The organism is Thiolapillus sp. (assembly GCF_048562965.1).
Lineage (GTDB): Bacteria > Pseudomonadota > Gammaproteobacteria > Chromatiales > Chromatiaceae > Thiolapillus > Thiolapillus brandeum_A.
In genome coordinates, this window is sequence record NZ_JBHNMF010000013.1 from 1 (window position 1) to 22,896 (window position 22,896).

Annotated in this window: 24 protein-coding genes; 20 read left to right on the top strand and 4 right to left on the bottom strand. The window is 55.7% G+C overall.

Annotated features, from left to right (window positions below):
* Nucleotides 1–165: 165 nt before the first annotated feature.
* From cybH to ACOCD2_RS01750, 3 genes are read right to left on the bottom strand one after another with little or no spacing between them, the layout of a single operon-like run.
* A complete protein-coding gene (gene cybH / locus ACOCD2_RS01740) occupies nt 166–882 on the bottom strand; it encodes a Ni/Fe-hydrogenase, b-type cytochrome subunit (protein WP_293644161.1) in 717 nt (238 codons plus the stop codon).
* A 14-nt stretch (nt 883–896) separates the two neighbouring features.
* On the bottom strand, nt 897–2,702 hold the full coding sequence (locus ACOCD2_RS01745; protein ID WP_293644159.1) for a nickel-dependent hydrogenase large subunit: 1,806 nt from the start codon (nt 2,700–2,702) through the stop codon (nt 897–899).
* A complete protein-coding gene (locus tag ACOCD2_RS01750) occupies nt 2,702–3,787 on the bottom strand; it encodes a hydrogenase small subunit (RefSeq protein WP_293644167.1) in 1,086 nt (361 codons plus the stop codon). The genes ACOCD2_RS01745 and ACOCD2_RS01750 overlap by 1 nt, the downstream gene beginning before the upstream one ends.
* 278 nt (nt 3,788–4,065) lie before the next feature.
* Between ACOCD2_RS01750 and ACOCD2_RS01755 the strand changes: the two genes are divergently transcribed.
* The 20 genes from ACOCD2_RS01755 to ACOCD2_RS01850 are packed head-to-tail and all read left to right on the top strand — an operon-like array spanning nt 4,066 to nt 22,554.
* Nucleotides 4,066–4,815 carry a HyaD/HybD family hydrogenase maturation endopeptidase gene (locus ACOCD2_RS01755; protein ID WP_293644156.1) on the top strand — a complete coding sequence of 250 codons (750 nt, stop codon included), beginning with the start codon at nt 4,066–4,068 and terminating at the stop codon, nt 4,813–4,815.
* Nucleotides 4,815–5,246 carry a HypC/HybG/HupF family hydrogenase formation chaperone gene (locus tag ACOCD2_RS01760; RefSeq protein ID WP_305800133.1) on the top strand — a complete coding sequence of 144 codons (432 nt, stop codon included), beginning with the start codon at nt 4,815–4,817 and terminating at the stop codon, nt 5,244–5,246. Before ACOCD2_RS01755 ends, ACOCD2_RS01760 begins: the two co-directional genes overlap by 1 nt.
* Before the next feature lie 27 nt (nt 5,247–5,273).
* The gene (locus ACOCD2_RS01765) at nt 5,274–5,729 is read left to right on the top strand and encodes a hydrogenase (RefSeq protein ID WP_293644154.1); all 456 of its coding nucleotides are present in this window, start codon (nt 5,274–5,276) and stop codon (nt 5,727–5,729) included.
* A gap of 3 nt (nt 5,730–5,732) precedes the next feature.
* Nucleotides 5,733–6,659 (top strand): hydrogenase expression/formation protein, encoded by a 927-nt coding sequence (locus ACOCD2_RS01770; protein WP_293644152.1) that lies wholly within the window; start codon nt 5,733–5,735, stop codon nt 6,657–6,659.
* Nucleotides 6,646–6,867, top strand: coding sequence for a rubredoxin (locus ACOCD2_RS01775; protein ID WP_293644150.1), 222 nt, complete (start codon nt 6,646–6,648; stop codon nt 6,865–6,867). Before ACOCD2_RS01770 ends, ACOCD2_RS01775 begins: the two co-directional genes overlap by 14 nt.
* Nucleotides 6,868–6,902: 35 nt before the next feature.
* A complete protein-coding gene (gene hybE / locus ACOCD2_RS01780; RefSeq protein WP_293714777.1) occupies nt 6,903–7,565 on the top strand; it encodes a [NiFe]-hydrogenase assembly chaperone HybE in 663 nt (220 codons plus the stop codon).
* Nucleotides 7,562–8,764, top strand: a complete 1,203-nt coding sequence (locus ACOCD2_RS01785; RefSeq protein WP_293644146.1) for a nickel-dependent hydrogenase large subunit — start codon at nt 7,562–7,564, stop codon at nt 8,762–8,764. Before hybE ends, ACOCD2_RS01785 begins: the two co-directional genes overlap by 4 nt.
* On the top strand, nt 8,764–9,105 hold the full coding sequence (hypA, locus tag ACOCD2_RS01790; protein ID WP_293644144.1) for a hydrogenase maturation nickel metallochaperone HypA: 342 nt from the start codon (nt 8,764–8,766) through the stop codon (nt 9,103–9,105). Before ACOCD2_RS01785 ends, hypA begins: the two co-directional genes overlap by 1 nt.
* Complete coding sequence (gene hypB, locus ACOCD2_RS01795) at nt 9,105–10,025, top strand: hydrogenase nickel incorporation protein HypB (protein ID WP_293644142.1); 921 nt, start codon at nt 9,105–9,107, stop codon at nt 10,023–10,025. Before hypA ends, hypB begins: the two co-directional genes overlap by 1 nt.
* Complete coding sequence (locus tag ACOCD2_RS01800) at nt 10,025–11,506, top strand: sigma-54-dependent transcriptional regulator (RefSeq protein ID WP_293644140.1); 1,482 nt, start codon at nt 10,025–10,027, stop codon at nt 11,504–11,506. Before hypB ends, ACOCD2_RS01800 begins: the two co-directional genes overlap by 1 nt.
* Nucleotides 11,503–12,939 carry a PAS domain-containing sensor histidine kinase gene (locus ACOCD2_RS01805; protein ID WP_293644138.1) on the top strand — a complete coding sequence of 479 codons (1,437 nt, stop codon included), beginning with the start codon at nt 11,503–11,505 and terminating at the stop codon, nt 12,937–12,939. Before ACOCD2_RS01800 ends, ACOCD2_RS01805 begins: the two co-directional genes overlap by 4 nt.
* Nucleotides 12,940–12,956: 17 nt before the next feature.
* Nucleotides 12,957–13,973, top strand: coding sequence for a HupU protein (locus ACOCD2_RS01810; protein ID WP_293644136.1), 1,017 nt, complete (start codon nt 12,957–12,959; stop codon nt 13,971–13,973).
* Complete coding sequence (locus ACOCD2_RS01815) at nt 13,970–15,445, top strand: nickel-dependent hydrogenase large subunit (protein ID WP_293644134.1); 1,476 nt, start codon at nt 13,970–13,972, stop codon at nt 15,443–15,445. Before ACOCD2_RS01810 ends, ACOCD2_RS01815 begins: the two co-directional genes overlap by 4 nt.
* A gap of 13 nt (nt 15,446–15,458) precedes the next feature.
* The gene (gene hypF / locus ACOCD2_RS01820) at nt 15,459–17,951 is read left to right on the top strand and encodes a carbamoyltransferase HypF (protein ID WP_293644132.1); all 2,493 of its coding nucleotides are present in this window, start codon (nt 15,459–15,461) and stop codon (nt 17,949–17,951) included.
* A complete protein-coding gene (locus ACOCD2_RS01825) occupies nt 17,942–18,220 on the top strand; it encodes a HypC/HybG/HupF family hydrogenase formation chaperone (protein ID WP_293644130.1) in 279 nt (92 codons plus the stop codon). The genes hypF and ACOCD2_RS01825 overlap by 10 nt, the downstream gene beginning before the upstream one ends.
* Nucleotides 18,221–18,232: 12 nt before the next feature.
* Complete coding sequence (locus ACOCD2_RS01830; protein ID WP_293644128.1) at nt 18,233–18,973, top strand: D-sedoheptulose-7-phosphate isomerase; 741 nt, start codon at nt 18,233–18,235, stop codon at nt 18,971–18,973.
* Nucleotides 18,970–20,142 (top strand): hydrogenase formation protein HypD, encoded by a 1,173-nt coding sequence (gene hypD / locus ACOCD2_RS01835; RefSeq protein WP_293644126.1) that lies wholly within the window; start codon nt 18,970–18,972, stop codon nt 20,140–20,142. Before ACOCD2_RS01830 ends, hypD begins: the two co-directional genes overlap by 4 nt.
* Complete coding sequence (gene hypE, locus ACOCD2_RS01840) at nt 20,139–21,191, top strand: hydrogenase expression/formation protein HypE (RefSeq protein WP_293644124.1); 1,053 nt, start codon at nt 20,139–20,141, stop codon at nt 21,189–21,191. The genes hypD and hypE overlap by 4 nt, the downstream gene beginning before the upstream one ends.
* A gap of 17 nt (nt 21,192–21,208) precedes the next feature.
* Nucleotides 21,209–21,841, top strand: a complete 633-nt coding sequence (locus ACOCD2_RS01845) for a hypothetical protein (RefSeq protein ID WP_293644122.1) — start codon at nt 21,209–21,211, stop codon at nt 21,839–21,841.
* A gap of 17 nt (nt 21,842–21,858) precedes the next feature.
* Entirely contained in the window at nt 21,859–22,554 is a 696-nt protein-coding gene (locus ACOCD2_RS01850; protein ID WP_293644120.1) for a sulfite exporter TauE/SafE family protein, read from the top strand.
* Nucleotides 22,555–22,591: 37 nt separating this feature from the next.
* Here ACOCD2_RS01850 and ACOCD2_RS01855 read toward each other — a convergent pair.
* Nucleotides 22,592–22,896: transposase (locus ACOCD2_RS01855; protein ID WP_293672404.1), on the bottom strand; the 305-nt coding region annotated here is incomplete at its 5' end.

Genomic DNA, 22,896 nt, shown 5'->3' on the forward strand with positions numbered 1-22,896 from the left:
AACACCGCAATCAGGCCTCATAGCCTGGTCAAAATTGCACGCTGATAACTGGTCAATTTTGGATGCTGTTTGACAGTTCATGATAAAAAAGCGGCCTGTAAAGGCCGCTAAAGTTTAGAAATAGACACGAGAGTAAAGCAATAGAGTAAAACAATGGGGATTCCGTCAGGTATCCTCATCACCTTCGATCTTGCGAGTATCCTTGAAAGTACGCCAGCCACTGATCATGGTGCTGACAAGGCTCTGCCTCGACATAATATCTTCACGCACTACAACGTAAATATGAATCATGACAAAGACGATAATCACCCACATCACCAGATGGTGAAACGTATGTACATCCTGACTCTGCCCCAGCAACGGAATAATCCATGAACTGAAATAGGTGTACTGCCAGCTGTCAAAACCAGCGCCTTCACCATAAAGCGCAAGGCCGGTGAAGATCATGAAGACAGATCCCCAGACAAACAAAATGTGCATGGATATCGCCGCCAACGGATTATGACCGACGTATTTTCTGGGCTCCTTGTTAAGAAAAAAGTACCACTTGAGTTCATGCCAGGCTCCTTCCCAGCATTCACGCTTGAAGATTTTTGGGAAAAAAATCTGGCGGGCATGCTCATTGCCGACCAGCGCCCAGTACAGACGCCCTAAAAAGCCAATCAGAAAAATATAGGCGGCGGCAAAATGAGCGAAACGAATATAGCCCATAAGGAAATTATCACTTGCCTCGCCCGGCATGGCTGGCAGCGGCGAACCGATGAAGTAACCGGTTACCGCAAGCACTAATATGGAAAAGGCATTGATCCAGTGCCAGATCCGAACTGGCGCCTCATAGACATAAACGGCTGGCTCCTGATGGGTTTTTGCTGCTGTCGTCATGGCATCTCCCCCTGTTATGAACCAATTGGCCCAGTCGTTACCGTCGCAAGGTCTTCACCATCTTCACTCATCACATGCGTAGAGCAGGCAAGACAAGGATCAAAGCTATGAATGTTTCGCAGGATTTCCACTGGCTCATCTGCTCTGGCCACCTTGGTGTTCATCATTGATGCCTCAAAGGCGCCAATATTGCCGGCCTCATCGCGCGGTGAACCATTCCAGGTAGTGGGCACCACACACTGGTAGTTTTCTATCTTGGTGTCCTTGATGCGTATCCAGTGCGCCAGAGCGCCGCGTGGCGCTTCAGTAAAGCCAACGCCTTTGGCTTCCGATGGCCACTCTTTCGGATCCCACATCTCACCACTGTGAGTCGTGCTGTCACCGTTTTTGATATTGGTCATCAGCTTGTCGAAGAAGTACAGCTGCTGATCCGCCGCCCACTGCGCCTCCAGGGCGCGCGCCGCTGTTCGTCCTAAAGTAGAGAAAATCGCTTCCAGCGGCACATCCAGATTAGTCAGCACCATCTTGATCTGCTCGGTAAAGTACTCGTGCCCCTGAGCATAACCGACGATATAACGCGCCAGCGGCCCCACTTCCATGGCATGTCCACGCCAGCGCGGAGCCTTGATCCAGGAGTAGCTGGCCGATTCATCCAGTTGCTCGATATTATGGCTGGTGCCTTTGGCGCTGCTAACATCAAAATCGGGCTCGGTTATGCCATCCCACGGATGCAGCCCCTTAACGCCATCCGGGTACTTGTACCAGGAGTGCGGCACAAATTCCTGAATCTGTTCGGGATCACGGTGATCGACTTCGTGCACCGTGCTCAGATCACCATTGATGATCGCCCCACGCGGCATCATCAGATTCTCTGCTGAGTAATCATTGGCACGATCAGGTATATCACCGTAAGCCAACACATTCTGACTGGACAAGCCGCCGCCATATAACCAACCCTTGTAGAACTGGCCGATGGCGAGGATATCCGGTATATAAACGTTGTCAACGAAGGTCTTGGTGTCCTTGATAATCTGGTGCACCTGATTCAGCGACGCCATGTTGAGCGCTCCAACGGCGCCAGTATCATCCATGTTTATCGGACAGGGTACACCGCCGACTGTCCAGTTCGGGTGCGTGTCCTTGCCACCGAAGATGGTGCGGGTTTTCATGATTTCTTTCTGGAAATCCAGTGCTTCCAGATAATGCGTCACCGCCATCAAGTCGGCTTCCGGCGGTAGCAGATAGGCAGGATTGGTCCAGTAGCCATTCTTGAACGGACCCAACTGGCCGGATTCAACGAATTTTTTCAATCGGTTCTGAACATCACGAAAATAACCGGGAGATGAATTCGGATGGTGTGGCGACACTTGCTGTTGCAATGCCGACGTCGCCTTGGGATCAGCCTTAAGCGCATTAACAGGATTGACCCAGTCAAGTGCGTGCAGGTGATAGAAATGCACCAAGTGATCATGTATCTGCAGAGACAGCTGCATGATATTCCGTATGCTGTTGGCGTTCTCGGGAATATTGATACCCAACGCATCTTCCACGGAACGTACTGATGTCAGTGCGTGAGTGCCCGTGCAGACGCCACAAATACGCTGTACAAAGGCCCACGCATCACGTGGGTCGCGCCCCTTGAGAATGACTTCCAGACCACGCCAGATGGTGCCGCTGGAAACCGCATTGGTAATGATATTGTCGGAATTGATATTGACTTCGGCGCGCATGTGACCTTCAATGCGCGTCACCGGATCGACAACTACGCGCTGCCCGGAATTATCCAGTGTGTAACCGTTGGGTGTTTGTATAACGCTCATTATTCCTGATCCCCTTTCTGTTGTGTTCTTTTAATTGCGGAAACCGCTGCATGCACGGCAACAGCACCGCCAACGATACCGGCTGCGGTCATGCCGACATCATCCGCATTGGATTCAACGCCGAACTGATGAATACCACTGAGGCGGTTATAAAAGCCGCCCTTGTCCCAGAAACCGTCTTCGGAACAACCAATGCAGGGATGGCCAGCCTGGATCGGGAAGGACAGGCCACCGTTCCAGCGTATGGTGGAACAGGCGTTATAGGTGGTCGGCCCCTTGCAGCCCATCTTGTACAGACAGTAGCCCTTGCGCGCGCCATCATCATCCCATTTTTCAACGAACTGACCTGCGTCAAAGTGCGGCCGGCGGTAGCACTTGTCATGGATGCGCTGGCTGTAAAACATCTTCGGGCGACCCTGTCGGTCCAGGGATGGCAAGCGCTCGAAGGTAAGAATGTAGGTAATCACTGCGGTCATTACCTCGGCAATCGGCGGGCAACCAGGCACCTTGATAATCGGCGCATTTCCGATGCCCGGCACCTTGTGAATCGGGGTAGCGCCAGTCGGGTTGGGTGCAGCCGCCTGTACACAGCCCCAGGAAGCACAGGAGCCCCATGAAATTATCGCCTTGGCGTGTTTGGCGGCATGACGCAACTGCTCAGTGTACGGCTTGCCGGCAATGATGCAGGACATGCCGCCGGTCTTGCCTTCATCCAGACCGGGGTTACCCTCACAGGCAAGAATAAAGTTGCCATCGTATTTTTCGATAGTCTCTTCGACAATCGCCTCAGCCTGATGACCAGCAGCCGCCATAATCGTGTCATCATAATCAAGGGAGATCATGGACAAAATTACGTCCTTGGCCAATGGATGCGCTGAACGGATAAATGACTCTGAACAACAGGTGCACTCCAGGCCGTGCAGCCACAGCACAGGAATACGCGGCTTGGTCTCCATGGCCTCGGCGATTTTGGCTGCATAAGCTGGACTCAAGCCCATAGCAGCTGCGGTCAGGCTGCAGAACTTGAGAAAGCTACGACGGGTAATGCCCTGGCGGCGCATCACGTCATAAAAAGTTTCAGTCATGGTTTTTCTCCCCTGGGTGGTAACCGGTATCGATTGCATGATGCTTAAGCATATTTAATGCCACCTTTGCAATTTTTATTGAAAACAGAGACATACAATATAAACCCCGCCTATCTAGCAATAACATCGGTACAACCGGATATCACATTGCGAGCTAAAGTGGTTACCTGCTTTACAACTGGAAATAGTTCAACCCCCAAAATGTCGAATATTTTGTTTACATTATTAAATAAATATGTAATATAAGTTAACAGTTTATCGCCGAAGCGACTCGCCTTATGAAAAATCAAACACTTATACTCGGCATAGGAAATATCCTCTGGGCGGATGAAGGATTCGGCGTGCGCGCCGTCGAACAACTGAACCAAGACTACTGGTTCCCTGACAATGTCACACTGATGGATGGTGGCACCCAGGGCATTTACCTGGTGCACCATGTGCAGCAATGCAACATTCTTGTTGTTTTCGACGCAATCGACTACGGCCTACCACCGGGCTCAATCAAATTAATCGAGGGTGACGCAGTACCCAAATTCATGGGCGCAAAGAAAATGAGCCTGCACCAGACTGGCTTCCAGGAAGTGCTGGCCATGGCTGAAATGCTTGGAAAATATCCTGATCACCTGCTATTAGTCGGTGTCCAGCCAGTACAGTTGGAAGATTTCGGCGGCAGCCTGCGTGACAAAACCCGACAGCAGATCAAACCTGCAATAGAAGCAGCATTGCAGTGGCTGCAACAGTTTGATGTCCATGCCCATCGCAGGGAAGAACCCCTGCCGCCCGAACAAACACTGGCTGGTTATGAAGTCAGCATGCAAACCTACGAAGCTGGCAGACCGCCGCCGGAAGCTGCCTGTCGTATAGGCGACGATCGCATTCTCAAGTCACCCGGTTTTCATGTCGAGTACAGGCCCCATCCACTGCAAGGTGAAGCTACGCTCAGCTGCGATGTCGACCACCGCGGCAAATACCCGGAACCAGAGCTGAACATCGCGCCTGCAGACAGCACTGTTCAGGGCAGCAAGTAATGTGCATTGGCATCCCCATGCAGATCAAAGAGGTCGGCTTCGGCCATGCTGTTTGTGAAGGCATGGGCATGCGTCGCGAGGTTGACACCCTGCTGATCGGTGAACAGCCAGTCGGATCCTGGGTGCTGGTCTTTCTGAACAGCGCCCGCGAGGTGCTTAGCCCCGAGGATGCGGCAAAGATCAGTAGTGCTATTAGGGCGGTGAACATGGTCATGGAAAACGGCGACTCTGTGTCCAGCGGCGCGCTCGACAATACCAGTATTGAAGCACTGTTTGCCGATCTGATCGACCGTGAACCCCCTAAACCAGACTCCCTGCTGGCGCTGGAAGCTGAACGTGAAGCCAGACTGCAAACAGAGGCTGGCGCAACAGGTGACAGCCATCAAACCACAACCAAGATGGCAGCAAAGAGTCTGTCCGGCGAGATCTGAACCAGAACCATGAGGAATACGAATACCATGTCTATAACACCGCCCACATCACCCGCCGCTATGGCGCTGATCGAAAACATGATCAAACAATACGGCTACCCGGTGCTGACCGAGGACAACCACGACGATTTCGTCAGCGCACAGGAGGAATGTGTGCTGTTCTTTACCGAAAACCCGGCGCGTTTTCCCGAAAGCAACGATGTCGCCATGATTCTGCCGGAGCTGGCCAAGGAATACGGCGAGCGTTTTAGCGCAGCCGTCATCGACCAGAGCGCACAGCGTCCGCTACAGGGCAGGTACGGTTTCAACGAATGGCCTACCCTGGTCTTTCTGCGTCGGGGTCAATACCTCGGGCATATCAGCCGGGTGCAGGACTGGATGGACTATATCGTGAAAATCAACCAGATCGTCACATCCGAACCCCGACTGGCGCCAGGGATCGGCATTCCGGTTTCGCAATCAACCTCAGCGTGCGGGGGTTAAACCATGAAGAAAATCGAAACCCCGATTATGACCACCCCTGCCGTTGTCGGTCCGGGCTCACAACCCGGGAACCCCGATGGGGAGGAAATGACCTTCATGCAGATGCCATCAAACATGTCCACTTTCGAGGCGCCCATCGTACCAGAACCAGAGGAAATCGACGGTCAGGAAACCGCTATCGCCATGTCACACGGGTTACTCGATATGCTGCGTCAGTACCGTGTTGGCGATAAAGCCCGGGTGCTTGTTCTGGATGGGCTTGATGACATCAACCGTAGTTTTTTCAACCAACTACTGGGTGAGGGCGAAGTCAGTATGCAGTGTAATGGCAATCTCAACGCCATGATTCAGGAGTCCCTGCTTGCTGGTGTCTGGCGCGCACAGTACGTCGAACAGTACGTCGATGAACAACAGCGTGTCATTCGCGATACCATCGAAGTCGCCGACATTCCCGGCCTGGTCAGCGAACTGACCTTCGCCGATGCCGCCGACAATATTGATATGGACAGTCTGAGCATACCCGAGTCGGTGTATAACGCGCGCCCCCTGCTAACCGAAGTCAGTGACAAGCTGGCAGAGTACCACCCAGGCGCCGAACCGCATATCATCAATCTGTCGCTGCTGCCACACACCGAGGAAGATTTGCTGTTCCTCTCTGACACTCTGGGAATCGGCCCCATCATCATACTTTCACGCGGTTACGGCAATTGCCGTATCAGCAGCACAGGCACCCGCAACGTCTGGTGGGTGCAATATTTCAATTCACAGGAAACCCTGATTCTCAACACCCTGGAAATCAACACTGTGCCCAAGGTGGCCTGCGCGTCGGACGAAGACATTGCCGACAGCGCACAACGCCTGGACGAAATTCTGTCGATATACCGCGTTAGATGTAAAGACACAACGAGAAACCGGCATGGACAACAGTAAACTCCCTGGGTCATTCGGTGGCGATACCAGCAAAATCAGCGATGACACCCGACTGGAATGCAAAATCTGCTGGTACGTCTACAACCCCGCCAAAGGCGACGACTACTGGCAGATACCACCAGGCACCCCCTTTGCCAAACTACCCGAGCACTGGACTTGCCCGGAATGTGACGGCCGCAAAATCGATTTTATGGTTATCGACACATGACACATGCGACGCCACCACTTGAAGACAACACAGGCATGACCGTAACCACCGAACTCGACGAAGCCGAGAGAAAACAGCTATGCGCACACCTTGAACGTGTCTACACCGATATCTACGAGCAGCGTATGCGGGACATACCGATTACCAATGACAACATTGGCATCCGCGCCGTTGGTCTTCGCCGCTGGCAGAATACCCTCCTGTGCATAATGGTCACGCCCTGGTTTATGAATATCATGCTGCTCCCCGACGAACATGACGACTGGGATGAGTTGCGTGAAACCAGCAGTGTATACCACCAGTTCCCTTCTGGTCGTTACGAATTTCTAGTGGGTTATGAACCTGAGTTAGGTAAATACCAGATGTGTTCACTGTTCTCTCCTATGTTCGAATTCTCCGACCACCAAGCGGCGATCAAAACGGCAGAGGCAGCCGTTGCCGAGCTGATGAACGAAGACAATTTCGAACAAGTCGATATCGACAGCAAACAAATTGCGCGGATCTGGTCAGGAGAAGAACCGCACCCTGAGCTCCCGGCAGACAGTCCGACAAACACCGACAATATCGTTAACAGCGGAGCCACCAACAGGACAACAGACAGACCCCGGCAGTCATTACAGAAAAAAATGCAACGCCCGATCAGTCGCCGGCAGCTGCTGCGCGGCGCCGCTATGCTAGATGAGGACAACAAGGCATGAACGCGACCGAAGGACAGATTTCGATTAGCCTGTTCCCTGGTGACAAGCGCGAACGTGTTGCGATCCACTCCTCCCGCCCGTTGCATGCAGCTCGCGTACTGGTCGGCAAGACGCCGCAACAGGCGATTGAAATCATTCCACTGCTTTTCAATATCTGCGGCACGGCGCAATCTCGCGCCGCCCTGCTGGCCATGAAAAAAGAAGGCGATGGGGAAGGAATGCCCGCAGGCAGCAACGACCACCGGATCGAAGCGGCGCGTGATATGCTGGTATTGGTGGAAAACGCGCGCGAGCACCTCATGCGCCTGTTTACCGACTGGCCCAGGCTGTTTTCACTACCCGCCGATAACAACAACCTGCCCTACCTTAGCCAGTTGCAGAGCACTTTTCGCCGGGCGCTATTCGACTCAAGCAGAGCCTTTACCTTCGATAGTGCACTCAATAGCAAGGCAGGTGAAGCGAATAACCTGATCGACAAACTGGACGACTACCTGCGTGACCATGTGTTCGCCTGTGAAACAGTGCAGTGGCTGCAAATTCAGGACATTGCTGCACTGCACGAATGGGCGACGATCACCAACACCATCGCCGCGCAAACCATCGCTATTATTTGTGAACGCGGGTGGGCCTCACAGGGACAGAGCAACTGCCTACCCCTGCCCGAACTCGACAGCGAGGAGCTGTGCAAACAGCTAGACCAACCCCGGAGCAGTGACTTCATCGCCACACCTCAATGGCAGGGAGAATGCTGTGAAACCACCTCGTTGAGCCGACAGCTAGACAACCTCCTGATACAGTCGCTGCAAGATGAATTTCAGTACACCTTGATTACTCGCTGGACAGCTCGCCTGGTCGAGCTCGCGCGCATCCCCGGTCAACTACGCGCCCTGCACGCCATGTTACAAACTGCAAGCCCGGTAGGCGCGCACTCTCCCGTACATAGTCTGGATACCGACAGACGAGTGGCCAGCATTGAGGCGGCTCGTGGCCGTCTGATTCATCGCGTGCAAATCGAAAATGGCCGTATCCGCCATTACCAGATTCTGGCGCCCACCGAATGGAACTTTCATCCAGGCGGGCTGGCGGCGCAAACCCTGGGCAGCATCGCCAGCCGCCGCCATGACGATATCGACACGCTGGCGCATATCATGATCAATGTTATCGACCCCTGCGTCGGTTACGATCTAAGGGTACACTGATGCACGAAATATCCCTCTGCGAAGGCGTATTGCAGGTGCTGCAAACCGAGTCGGCGCGACAGGGCTTTCGCCGGGTAAAACAGGTCTGGCTGGAAATCGGTGAGCTTTCCAGCGTCGAACCCGAAGCCATGCGATTCAGCTTCGACGTAGTCATGCGCGACACCCTGGCCGACAGCGCCCGCTTGAACATTATCCGTGTTCCCGGTGCGGCCTGGTGCATGCAGTGCGCCAAAAACGTAACGGTCAAACAACGATTCGATGAGTGTCCCGAGTGCGGCAGCTACCAGTTGCAGGTTACCGGTGGCGAAGAGGTGAAAATCAAAGAACTGGAGGTAGAGTAATGTGTACAGTATGCGGTTGCGGCGAAGGCGAGAGCCGCGTCGAAGGCAAGGCGGTCGATAAAAACGGTGGTCACGAGCACCCGGGCCATTCGCACTCTCATGCCCATTTGCATGGGCAGCATCATGACCATGCACACCACCATGATGAGCACACTCATGGTGGCGAACACCACTACGGTCACGGTCCGGCCCATGCCCATGCACCCGGCATGAGCCAGTCCCGCATGCTGCAGATCGAGCAGGATATTCTCGGCAAGAACAACGAGTACGCCAACGCCAACCGCCGCCTGTTTACGGAAAAGGGCATACTGGTTCTCAACCTCGTTTCCAGTCCTGGCTCAGGCAAAACCAGCCTGCTAACCCGCACGCTGCAGGATCTGAAAGACGAGATGCCACTGGCCGTAATCGAAGGTGATCAGGAAACTTCGCAGGACGCAGATCGTATCCGTGATACTGGTGTTCCAGCCATCCAGATCAATACGGGTAAAGGCTGTCACCTCGACGCCCACCAGGTTGGTCATGCCGTCGACCACCTGAACCCGGACGAAACCTCGGTGCTGATGATCGAAAACGTCGGCAACCTGGTCTGCCCCGCCGCCTTCGATCTGGGTGAGGCGCACAAGGTGGCCATCCTGTCGATCACCGAGGGCGAGGACAAACCCATCAAGTACCCAGATATGTTCCATGCCGCCGACCTGCTATTGCTGAACAAGATTGACCTGCTGCCCTATCTGCAATTCGACATCGACCAATGCATAGACTACGCACGTCGCGTCAACCCCGGCATCCAGGTTCTTCAGGTATCCGCAACCAGTGGCGAAGGCATGGAAGACTGGTACCAATGGCTACGCTTGGCGCGGCAGAGCCGCCTTGTTGGCCACAACTCGTGGCAAACAGCTAATCTACAGGAGAGCGCCTGATGGTCGACGTACTGCCCAGCATTCTGGTAGTCGATGACGAACCTCGCTCACTGGAATCCATTGAGCGCATTCTCAGTGACAGTTTCGAAGTGCATCTCGCGGCCAATGTAGACGAAGCTGAAGCCATCCTGCAACGCGAGTGGATACAAGTGCTTCTCTGCGACCAGCGCATGCCGGAAATGAGTGGGGTGGAATTCACCGAAAAGGTGCGCAGCGAATACCCCGATATCATCCGCATGATCATCTCCGGCTACACTGATTCGGAAGATATTATCGACGCCATAAACAAGGGCGGCATATACCAGTACATCACCAAGCCCTGGCACCCGGATGAACTCATTAGCAAACTCAATAATGCCATTGAGCTGTTCCGCCTGCAGCGCGAAAACGAGCGCCTGGCGGTCGAGCTCAAACTCAAGCCCGATACCCTCGAACAGGCGCTGATCGAAAAGCGTCAAGCGCTGAAATCACGTTACGACTGGGATGCAGGCATCGTGCGCAGCCCTGATAGCTGTATGAATGCCATCTGCGACACCATCCGCACCGTGGCCGCCTTTGATGTCAATGTGCTGCTCATGGGCGAGTCCGGCACCGGCAAGGAGCTCTGCGCCCGCGCACTGCACTACAACAGCCTGCGCCAGGACAAGGTCTTCGTTGCCGAGAACTGCGGCGCCCTGCCCGACGAACTGCTGGAAAGCGAACTCTTTGGCCACAAGCGCGGCGCCTTTACCGGTGCCATTGAGGATCGCGTCGGCCTGTTCGAACTGGCCAACGGCGGTACCATTTTCCTAGACGAAATCGGCGACACCTCTCCGGCTTTCCAGGTCAAGTTACTGCGGGTATTGCAGGAAAACGAAATACGTCCCCTGGGTTCGAATACCCGCAAGCCAATCGATGTGCGCGTCATCGCCGCCACCAACCGAAATCTGGCCGAAGATGTGAAGAACGGTAAATTCCGTCAGGATCTGTACTATCGCCTGGCCACCTTCGAAATTGAATTACCCCCCCTGCGTGAGCGCAAGCAGGATATCGCTCCATTGGCTATCGCCCTGCTCAACGAGGCCATGGATCAGCTCGGCAAACGCGTCAAGGGTATCAGCGAAGAAGCCCTTCGCTGTTTTGAAAACTACCGATGGCCCGGCAATGTGCGTGAAATGCAGAATGAGATCAAACGCATGCTGGTGCTGGGGCAGAAAGACTACCTCGGCTCCGAACTGGTATCACCGCACATCCTGCATGCCACCCCGGAAGAGGAAGAAGCCGACATGGCTCTGCTCACCAGTATCGACGGCTCACTGAAGCAGCGAATCGAGAAACTTGAGGCGCGCATCATCAAGGAGACCCTGATCCGCCTGCGCTGGAACAAGACTCAGGCCTCGCAGGAGCTTGGGCTGTCACGGGTCGGACTACGTAACAAACTGGAGCGGTATGGCCTGGAACGCAATGACAATATCGAATCGATCGAGGAAACCGTGGCATGAGTCCTCAGGGCAACACACCGTCAAGCAGCCAGACCAGCCTGACAGCGCTAGCTGGTGTGCCCGCAGAAAAAGGCCTGGACAGGCGTATCGACGATCACGCCTGGATTGAGGTCATCCAGCGCATGGATGCCATTTATGCCGAGTTGGTCGAACAGCAGGTGGAACTGGAGACCAAGAATGCCGAACTGGAAAATACCCGCAACTTCATTCAAAGCGTAATCTCTTCGATCTCCGATATCCTTATCGTTTGTGATGTCAACGGCAATATCCAGCAGGTCAACGCCGCCCTGGAACAGGCAACCGGCCTGACTTCACAGTCGTTGGTTGGCAAACCGCTTGCCGGTCTGACCGGAGAAGACTATCAATCCTTGATTGCAGAATTCCCCGAACATATCCGATCCGGATCGATTACCGATTGTGAAATTGACCTGCTAAACCAGGCTGGTGACGCTCTACCCATGGCTATCAATTGCAGTGCTCGCTACGACCACAAAAACCGGCTGTCAGGTTTTGTCATCACCGGCCGCCCCCTTGGTGAGTTGCGTCGCGCCTACAGCACCCTGCACCGGGCGCATGAAGATCTCAAGAATGCCCAACAGCAGTTGATCCAGTCAGAAAAACTGGCTTCTCTGGGACGTCTGGTGGCCGGTGTAGCGCATGAGCTCAACAATCCGATCAGCTTTCTCTACGCCAATATGCACGCTCTGAAAACCTATGAAAGCAAGTTTCAGACCTATATTGACGCTATACACAAAAACATCAGCGCCGAGGAACGTGAACGCCTTCGCGCCGAACTGAAAATCGATCGCATGATGGATGATATTGACTCACTGATGGCTGGTTCGCTTGAAGGCGCCGAGCGTGTCAGCGAAATCATCAAGAACCTGCGCCTCTTCTCCACGCCTCAGCAGGAAGAAAAATCTTGTTTCGATCTTGTCACCGTTATTGAACGCGCCACCTCCTGGGTGCTCAAGGCAAGCAATCTCAAACCACAAATCGTTACCGACTACCCTGAATCACTGCCCCTGATCAACAACGAGGGCCATGTACACCAGATTCTAATCAACCTGATCCAGAACGCCATTGACGCCATGGCCGATACGGCGCAACCGCGTCTTGAAATCCGCCTGAAACAAACCGGAGCGCAGGGGCGGCAACACAGGGTGGAAATCCATATTCGGGACAACGGCCCCGGTATCGGCGAAGACGACATACTACGCATCTTTGACCCCTTCTACACCACCAAGGCCGTTGGCAGCGGCACAGGGCTGGGCCTGTATATCAGCTATGGTCTGGCCACAGAACAATGCGGCGGTAACCTGCGCGCAATCAGGCATAAGAATCAGGGTGCGGAATTCATTTTCAGTTTGCCGCCGGATCAACCGCAACAACATGATGCGAACAATATTTTTGAGCCAGAGTCACCACAATGAGTTCTAGTGAAAATAGTATGAACAAGGATAGCTACTTCAATATTCTCTGGCTGCAGTCAGGCGGTTGCGGCGGTTGTAGCATGTCAGTGCTCAATGCCGAATCACCCGACCTTTTCAGCAGCCTGGAACTCAACCGCATCCGGCTGCTCTGGCATCCTTCTTTCAGCGAAGCAAGCATGGAAGAAGTTACCGATCTGATCTGCGATATCGAAAACGGCGACCTTCGACTCGACGCCCTGTGTCTGGAAGGCTCGGTAATGCGTGGCCCAAATGGCAGTGGCCGCTTTCATGTCTTCAGCGGCTTGGGACGACCAATGACCGAAGTGCTGCCAAGCCTTGCGGCAAAAGCACGCTATACCGTTGCCATCGGCAGCTGCGCCGCTTATGGCGGCATCACCATGGCGGGAAACAATCCCGGCGAGGCCTGCGGCCTGCAATACGAAGGCAGCCAGCCGGGCGGCCTGCTCGGTGCAAACTGGCAAAGCCCCGGCAAGTTGCCGGTAATCAATATTGCAGGCTGCCCCACCCACCCCAACTGGGTAATCGAAACCCTGGGACAACTGGCCATGGGCGATCTCGCACGTGAATCTCTCGACACACTGATGCGCCCCCGCAGCTATACCGACCACCTGGTTCATCACGGCTGCCCGCGCAATGAATACTATGAATTCAAGGCAAGCGCCGAACAACCTTCCGACCTGGGTTGCATGATGGAACACATGGGCTGCCTGGGCACCCAGGCTCGCGCCGACTGCAACACGCGCCTGTGGAATGGTGAAGGCTCCTGCCTGCGTGGCGGCTATGCCTGCATCAACTGCACCGCACCCGAATTCGAAGAACCCGGTCACAGCTTTACCGAAACCCCGAAAATGGCTGGCATCCCGGTCGGTTTACCCACCGACATGCCCAAGGCCTGGTTCGTGGCGCTGGCATCGCTATCCAAGGCGGCCACTCCCAAGCGCCTTAAGATCAACGCGGTATCCGATCACATCCGTATCCCTCCCGGCAAGAAGACAGGAGGCAAGCCGTCATGAATGGCAGGACGGCGCGACGCATACTCGGCCCCTTCAACCGGGTCGAGGGCGATCTTGAAGTCACGCTTGAGGTTGCCGATGGCCACATCACCCAAGCCTGGGTCAACTCACCGCTTTACCGTGGCTTTGAGCAAATTCTGCACGGCAAGCCGCCAATGGATGCGCTGGTCTACACACCCCGCATCTGTGGTATTTGCTCGGTTTCACAATCAGTAGCCGCCGCCCGCGCTCTGGCCGCCTGTGCAGGCCTGCAATTGGCCGCCAACGGCGTACTGGCAACCAACCTGATACTGGCGACAGAAAATCTGGCCGATCACCTGACACATTTCTATCTGTTCTTCATGCCGGATTTCGCCCGCAAGCATTACCGCAAGCAACTCTGGTTTGACGACATCGCAGCGCGTTTCAAGGCGCAAACTGGCAGCGCCGCCAGTGAAGTGCTCAAGGCCCGCGCCGAGCTTCTGCACATCACCGGCCTGCTCGCCGGCAAATGGCCACACTCCATGGCGATTCAGCCCGGCGGCGTCACACGGCCTCTGGAGGCGCAGGAAAAAGTTCGTCTGCTCACCCTGATCGGCGCTTTCCGCCAGTTCCTGCAGAACACCCTGTTCCACGATACGCTGGAGCAAGTCAGCGCCCTGCAAAACAGTGAGCAGCTGGACGCCTGGGCAGACGCTCATGCGGAATCGGATTTTGGTCGCTTTCTGCAGCTGGCGCGGTTACTGCAACTTCAGAACTGCGGCCATGCCAGCAATAATTTCATGAGCTACGGAGCCTACGAAAACAGCCAGGGCGACGAGCACAAAGGCGCCCACCTTTTCGCCCGTGGCGTCTGGCTGCAGGACAAGGCGCAGCCACTGAATGACGAGCTGATCCGCGAGGACGTCAGTCACAGCCGACTCAACAAACAGAACTCAGCCAAACACCCCTACCAGGGCAGCACAATCATTGATGCCAATGAAGACAGTGGTTATAGCTGGTGCAAAGTGCCACGACTGGATGGCCAGGTCATCGAGGTTGGCGCCATTGCCCGCCAGATGGTTGATGGCCATCCGCTGATTCGCGATCTGGTCACCCGCGACGGCGCCAACGTCATGAGCCGCGTGGTTGCACGCCTGCTGGAGCTGGCGCTGGTAACGCCGGCCATGGAGAACTGGGCTCGCCGGCTGCAACCGGCACAGGCTTTCTGTCATCAGGCCGCGCTGCCCGATGACAGTCAGGGCGCTGGTATGGTAGAAGCCGCCCGCGGCAGCCTTGGGCACTGGCTGCGGGTCAAGGGCGGACGCATTCTCAACTATCAGATCATCGCCCCCACCACCTGGAACTTCTCACCACGTGACAGCGCCGACCAACCCGGCACCCTCGAAATGGCGCTACAAGGAACCCCGGTGGGTGACGATGCGCAAGCGGCGGTCATCATCCAGCACATCATCCGATCCTTCGACCCCTGTATGGTCTGCACGGTGCACTGACATGCATGCCGTCATGAAACCTGTTGATATCAAACAACTCGCCGGCGCCCGCCTGCGTGTTCGTGGTCAGGTGCAAGGCGTGGGTTTTCGACCCATGGTCTGGAAACTTGCGCAACAACACTGCCTGCGCGGCATGGTGCGCAACGACGCTGATGGTGTCCTCATCAAGGTTTGGGGTGAAGAATCGAGTCTGTGCGCCTTCATCAAACAACTGCCCACACACTGCCCGCCGCTGGCGCGCATCGACAGCCTTGAGACAACCCACATGCCAATCGAAGGCGCCGAGATTCCGGCTGATTTCAGCATTGTGCACAGCGAACATGGCGACGCACACACCGGCGTTGTACCCGATGCCGCCACCTGCGCACACTGCCTGACCGACATCAGCGACACAAACAACCGCCGCTACCGCTACGCCTTTACCAATTGCACCCATTGTGGTCCTCGCCTGTCCATCATCCGGCGTATTCCATACGACCGCGCCAACACCAGTATGGCGGTTTTCGAGCTTTGTCCACGTTGCGCCAGTGAATACCACGACCCCACCGACCGGCGCTTTCACGCCCAACCCACCGCCTGCCCCGACTGCGGTCCCGGACTCTGGCTCAGCACCGGTTCCGTCAAGCACAGCAACGAATCCCTCGCCAAAACAGGGCAGGATGATATCGCCCGCGCCGCCACCCTGCTACGACAGGGCGCCATTCTAGCCATCAAAGGCCTTGGTGGATACCACCTGGCCTGTGACGCCACCAATGCTGAGGCCATTCAGCGCCTGCGCCAACGCAAGAAGCGCCCAGCCAAACCTTTCGCCCTGATGGCCACCAATCTGGCCATGATTGAAAACTACTGCTATGTCAGCACTTCCGAGGCCGAACTGTTGCAGTCCACTGCGGCACCGGTGGTTCTGCTGAAGATGCGACACACTGACAGGCTGCCGCAAGCCATCGCCCCCGCGCAACACAACCTGGGTTTCATGCTGCCCTACTCCCCGCTACACCATCTGTTGCTGCGCGAGATGGCGCGGCCACTGGTCATGACTTCAGGCAATATCGGCGGCAACCCGCAGTGCATTGACAACGATCAGGCCGAGCGCGAATTGGCCGGCATCGCTGATGGTTTTCTACATCACAATCGCGACATTCTCAATCGTGTCGATGACTCGGTGGCCCGCGTGATCGACGGCCGGATGCGCATGCTGCGCCGAGCGCGTGGCTATGCGCCGGCCTCTCTGCCCCTGCCACAAGGTTTTGCCCACAATGTCGAGGTGCTGGCTTTCGGCGCCGAACTGAAAAATACCTTCTGCCTGCTCAAGGACGGTCAGGCAGTGCTTTCGCAGCACATGGGCGGCCTGGAAAACGCCGCTACCCTGTGTGATTACGAACACAACCTAGCGCTGTATCAGCAACTATTCTCACATCGCCCACTGTTGCTGGCTGTGGATGCTCATCCGGAATACCTTTCCGGCAAGCTCGGACGCCAGCGCGCCGAAGAGGCCGAAGAGCAGGCGTTAACACTGATTGAAGTACAGCACCACCACGCACATATCGCCAGTTGCCTGGCGGAGAACAACTGGCCGTTGCAACAAGACGACAACCGGCAAGTGCTGGGCGTCTGCCTGGACGGTCTGGGCTATGGCGATGATGGCGACCTCTGGGGTGGCGAGTTCCTGCTGACCAACTACCGTCACTGTCAGCGTGTCGGCAGCCTGCAAGCCGTGGCCATGCCCGGGGGCGCGCAGGCCATGCGCCAGCCTTGGCGCAATACCTGGGCGCAGCTGCGCCAGCTAGCGCCCTGGGTACAGTTACAAGGCCAATACCATGACTTGCCGCTGATGCGCTTCCTCGCCGACAAACCCTTGGACACCCTGGACAGCATGGTGCACAAAGGGGTGAATGCGCCACTGGCCTCTTCCTGTGGACGCCTGTTCGACGCCGTGGCTGCCGCCGTCGGCATCTGTCGCGAACAGGCGCAGTATGAAGGTCAGGCAGCCATTGAGCTTGAGGCGCTAGTCACAACGGAGCTGCTGGCGCAGCAGCATGCGCATGCTTACCCCTTTGCCATTATTGCCGATCAGAAACATATCATGGCTAACAGCCAGCCACTGCCGCGCCTGCACTCGAACAAGATGTGGCGCGCCCTGCTCAGTGACCTGCAACAAGACACGGACATCGCGGTTATTGCCGCCCGCTTTCACTTGGGACTGAGCGTGGGCATTGTCGATATGGTCGAGCACATTAACCGCCTGACAGCAACCGGCAATGGCGCAGCTTTCCAAGAAGTAGCGCTGAGCGGTGGTGTATTCCAGAACCGGGTGCTGTTCGAACAGGTCTCGCGCCAGCTTGAAGCCGCCGGTTACCACGTACTCAGTCACAGCCAGGTGCCAACCAATGACGGCGGCATCTCCCTGGGCCAGGCCGTCATTGCCCTGGCGAAACAAATGCAAGCAAACAGCAACAGCCAACGAGCCAGCTTCCCTGACCGACCGGAGAAAAGAATATGTGTTTAGGTATTCCCGGACAGATCGTCGAAATCACAGACGCCACTCAAATGCTGGCCAGAGTGGATGTTGCCGGCGTGAAGCGGCCGGTCAACCTCGCGTGTGTCGTCGACGAGGAACACCCTATAGAGCACTGCGTCGGCGACTGGGTCCTGGTGCATGTCGGCTTCGCCATGAGCAGAATCGACGAGACCGAAGCACAGAAAACCCTGGCCATACTTAATGAACTCGGCGAGATCGAGGAGGAACTCACCGCCATGAAGACCGGGCAGTCATGACAGGCAACTGTGATGAGTAAAACAGACGATCCATTACAGTCTCTTTATCCTTTTCTGCATGGCGAGGCAAAAGACACCGACGCTGAAAATGCCACGCTGCTGGAATCGGTGCGCCAGAAGGCGCAACACTCGCTGGATATCAAGCAGCGTTTTTTCACCGACAATGCACAAGCGTTGATCAATGTCGCTCACGCGGTGGCGCAGGTGTATCACCACAAAGGGCGCATCTTCACCATGGGCAACGGTGGTTCCAGCTGTGACGCGGCGCACTTTGCGGTCGAATTTCAACACCCGGTGACCACCGGTCGACCTGCGCTACCGGCGATGGCCCTATGTGTCGACACCGCAATGATTTCCGCCGTAAGTAATGATATTGGCGTCGAGCATATTTTCCTTCGCCAGATCGATGCCCATGCCCGCGCCGGTGATGGTCTGGTCGGTTTTTCCACCAGTGGTAACTCGGACAACCTGATGGCCGGATTCCGCAAGGCGCGTGAATTCGGCCTCACCACCATCGGTTTTGCCGGTGGCGATGGTGGTGACATGAAGCGCAGCGGCCTGCTGGATCACTGCTTGGTGGTGGACACCGATTCCATCCACCGCGTGCAGGAAGTGCATGTCGCCTGCTACCACATTCTCTGGGACCTGACCCATACCCTGCTGGCCGACCGACGCAGCCTGCTCGCCGATACACAAGACCGTGGAGCTGCCACCGCAGACAACGGCAATAATAACGAGGACACCACATCATGAAATATGTTGATGAATTTCGCGACCCGGAAAAGGCGCGTAAACTGATCGACCGCATCCATGCATTGCAGGATGTCATCAACGCCAGCCCAACGGAGCCACTGCAGCTGATGGAATTCTGCGGTGGCCACACTCACACCATTTTCCGTTACGGTATCGAACAGATGCTGCCCGATTGGATTGAGCTGGTGCATGGTCCGGGTTGCCCGGTCTGCGTCCTGCCCATGGGCCGGGTCGACGACTGCGTGGAACTGGCTGAGCACCCCGACGTAATCTTCACCACTTTCGGCGACGCCATGCGCGTGCCCGGCTCACGCAAAAGCCTGCTCCAGGCCAGGGCTGACGGCGCCGATATCCGCATGGTGTATTCACCGTTGGACGCACTGGCGCTGGCGCGCAAGAACCCGGATCGCCAGGTTATCTTTTTCGCCCTGGGTTTTGAGACCACCATGCCCAGCACCGCGCTGACCGTACTCCAGGCCGAGGCCGAAGACATCAAAAACTTCTCCCTGTTCTGTAACCACATCACCACCGTTCCCACCATCAAAGCAATTTTGGATTCACCGGACATGCGTATTGACGGCTTTCTCGCCCCCGGCCATGTCAGCATGGTGGTTGGCGAACAGCCTTTCAAATTCGTCACCCACAATTATGCCAAGCCAATCGTGATTACCGGTTTTGAACCGCTGGATATTCTGCAATCAATCTGGATGGTATTGCAGCAACTGACGGACAGGCGTTGCGTGGTCGAAAACCAGTACGCCCGCATCGCGCCACCGTCCGGCAACCCGCCGGGGCTGGATGCCATGAGCAAGGTATTCGAGTTGCGTGAATTCTTCGAATGGCGTGGCTTGGGATCCATCGACCACTCCGGTGTAAAAATGCGCGACGCCTACGCCCGCTTCGACGCCGAACGCAAGTTCGCTCTGCCCAATATCAAGATCGCTGATCCCAAATCCTGCCAGTGCGGCGAAGTACTCAAGGGTGTGATCCGCCCATGGGAATGCAAGGTATTCGGCGATGCCTGTACACCAGAGACGCCAATGGGCGCTCTGATGGTATCCAGCGAAGGTGCCTGCGCCGCATATTACAATTTCGGCAACCTTCCCGAACTGCTGGCTAAACGCGAACAGAAACATCAAACCGAAACAGCGAAGGAGTCAGCCGCATGAACCCTGTCCGCCCTCGACGTAAATTGCGCGCCGACACAATCACTCTGGCGCACGGCAGCGGAGGCAAGGCCATGCGCGACCTGATCGACGATGTCTTCGTTGGCGGTTTCGACAACGCACAGCTGACCGAACTGGAGGATCAGGCCCGTTTTGACCTTGCTGATCTGACCCAACTGGGTAATCGACTGGCCATGACCACGGATTGCTATGTGGTTGACCCGCTTTTCTTTCCCGGCGGCAACATCGGAAAGCTGGCGGTCACCGGCACTGTCAACGACCTTGCTGTGGGCGGCGCCCGACCACTGTACCTGAGTTGCGGCATGATCATCGAAGAAGGCCTGCCGGTTGAGGACCTACGCCGCATCGTCGCCTCAATGAAGGCCACCGCCGATACTGCCGGCGTCTGCATCGTCACAGGCGACACCAAGGTGGTGCATCGCGGCGCCGCAGACAAATTATTCATCAATACGACTGGTATCGGCGTCATTCCCGAGAATGTGGAGATACGCGCGCAGCGCGGGCAGGATGGTGACGTGGTGCTTATTAACGGCTTTATCGGAGACCATGGCGCCGCCATTGTCGACGCCCGAGGTGAGATGTCGCTGGACAACACAATCAAGACTGACTGTCAGCCATTGAATACCCTGGTGGAAGCCATGCTCGCAGTCTGCCCCGATATTCATTGCATGCGCGACGCCACCCGCGGCGGCATAGCCACCGTCCTCAACGAGTTTGCAGAGGCCAGTGGCGTGAGCATCAACATCGACGAAGCCGCACTGCCGGTACGCGACGAAGTGCACGGCATGTGTGAGATTCTCGGCCTCGACCCGCTCTATCTCGCCAACGAAGGCAAGCTGTTGGCCATCGTACCGCCTGAACGGGCCGACGCCTGCCTGCAAGCCATGCGGGCGCATCCAGCCGGGCGCGACAGCGCCATTATCGGCCATGTGTATGCCGACGAGGCAAGCCGGGTCATTTTGAAAACAGGCTTTGGCGGCAATCGTATCGTCGACATGCTGGTCGGCGAACAGTTGCCCAGAATCTGCTGACGCAAGGAGGGAAACCCTTGACAGAGACCGTAATAAAAAACACAGAGCCGACGCAAACGACATCTACGACTGTTGTCAACGAACATATTCTCACTATTGGCGACATGGACAATGAAGTACGCGTAAGTTACCTGCAGTGCTTGGAATCGTATGATGGCGACGCCCTCTGGGGACTGGCCTGCGCTTTTCGCATGCTGCAATTGGCTCAGCAACTACTTTCTGGTGAAAACCTGTGGCAGCGCCAGAAACTGTATATTGTTTCTGCTCATCCCGGCCCCGGCGGGCGCTATTGCGTCGAATACATCACTCACTGTGACAGTGCTGCTGGTCGATATTACCTGTTGCCTGCCTGCGAAAACCTGAACTGCTGCACTCGAGATATGCAATATATCTGGTGGCTCAACGATGACCAGAAAACTGTCAGAATTAGTCTGCGGAACCACTTTATCCCTGACAGCTTTTTCACACTGCTTGATCAGGTCAACAACGAACAACTGGACGCAGCAGAAAAAGCGACCGTCTGCCATGCCTTTAACGTGGCCAAACAATCGCTAGCCAAATCCATCTGGCAATACCCGGTTCACGAGATTTTTTCCTGCAGCATACGGAACGAACATCTGGCGCCGGGCAAGCTGCCCGCCACCACTTGATCAGGGGAGAAATCCGCATGTTATTCAGTCTACTCATTATCGGCTTTCTACTGGGAATGCGCCACGCGCTCGAAGCCGACCATGTCGCCGCCGTTGCCAGCCTTGCAACGCGAAGCAGCAGTATACGGCAGACCGCCATGCACGGCGCGTTCTGGGGTATCGGTCATACCCTTACCTTGTTCATTTTTGGTTCCGTGGTGCTACTGATGGATACCATGATATCCGAACAATTGGCCGGTTTCCTTGAATTCACCGTCGGCATCATGCTGATTGTTCTGGGTTGTGATGTCTTGTGGCGTCTGTACCGAGAGCGCATTCACTTTCATGTACACAGTCACAACAACATACGGCATTTCCACGCGCACTCCCATGCCGGGGAAGGCAGCCACCGGGAAAGCCGGCACCAACACAAGCACCACCAGTATGGCCGCGCCCTGTTTGTTGGCCTGATGCATGGCATGGCTGGCTCTGCCGCACTCATTGTGCTTACCTTACAAACGGTGCAGTCAACCGCCACCGGTCTGCTGTATATTCTACTCTTCGGCATCGGCTCTATTGCCGGGATGGCGCTGCTGTCCACCATTATCGCTATACCCATGCGCTATTCCTCACAACGCCTCACCTGGATATACAACAGCCTACACAGCCTGGTTGGCGTGATCACCATCAGCATCGGCAGCCTGACGGTGATAAACTATCTCGACACCATTTGAAACTACAAAACTGGTTCTTCGTAGATTCGTGTGAAGCCTAAGGCGCCATATCTAGGCCACCGCAGTAAAACAGGATGCTGTTTCTGAATCCTGCAAAGGATCGATAACCTCGCGCATTGGCTTTGATCGTCTGAATCTTGGAGTTCAACCCTTCAGCCACAGGATTACTGATTCGGTGTTTGAAATAGGTCAGAATATTCGGCAAATGGTCCTTGATCATTTTCGCCTTTTTCTTGATCGGTGTCAGGCGACTGCGTATGGCCCGGGCATACCAGCGGTCGAAATGCCGTTTGGCCCAGCCCGCATAGCGGTAATCCCAGAAACCACGAAACATCTCCTTGA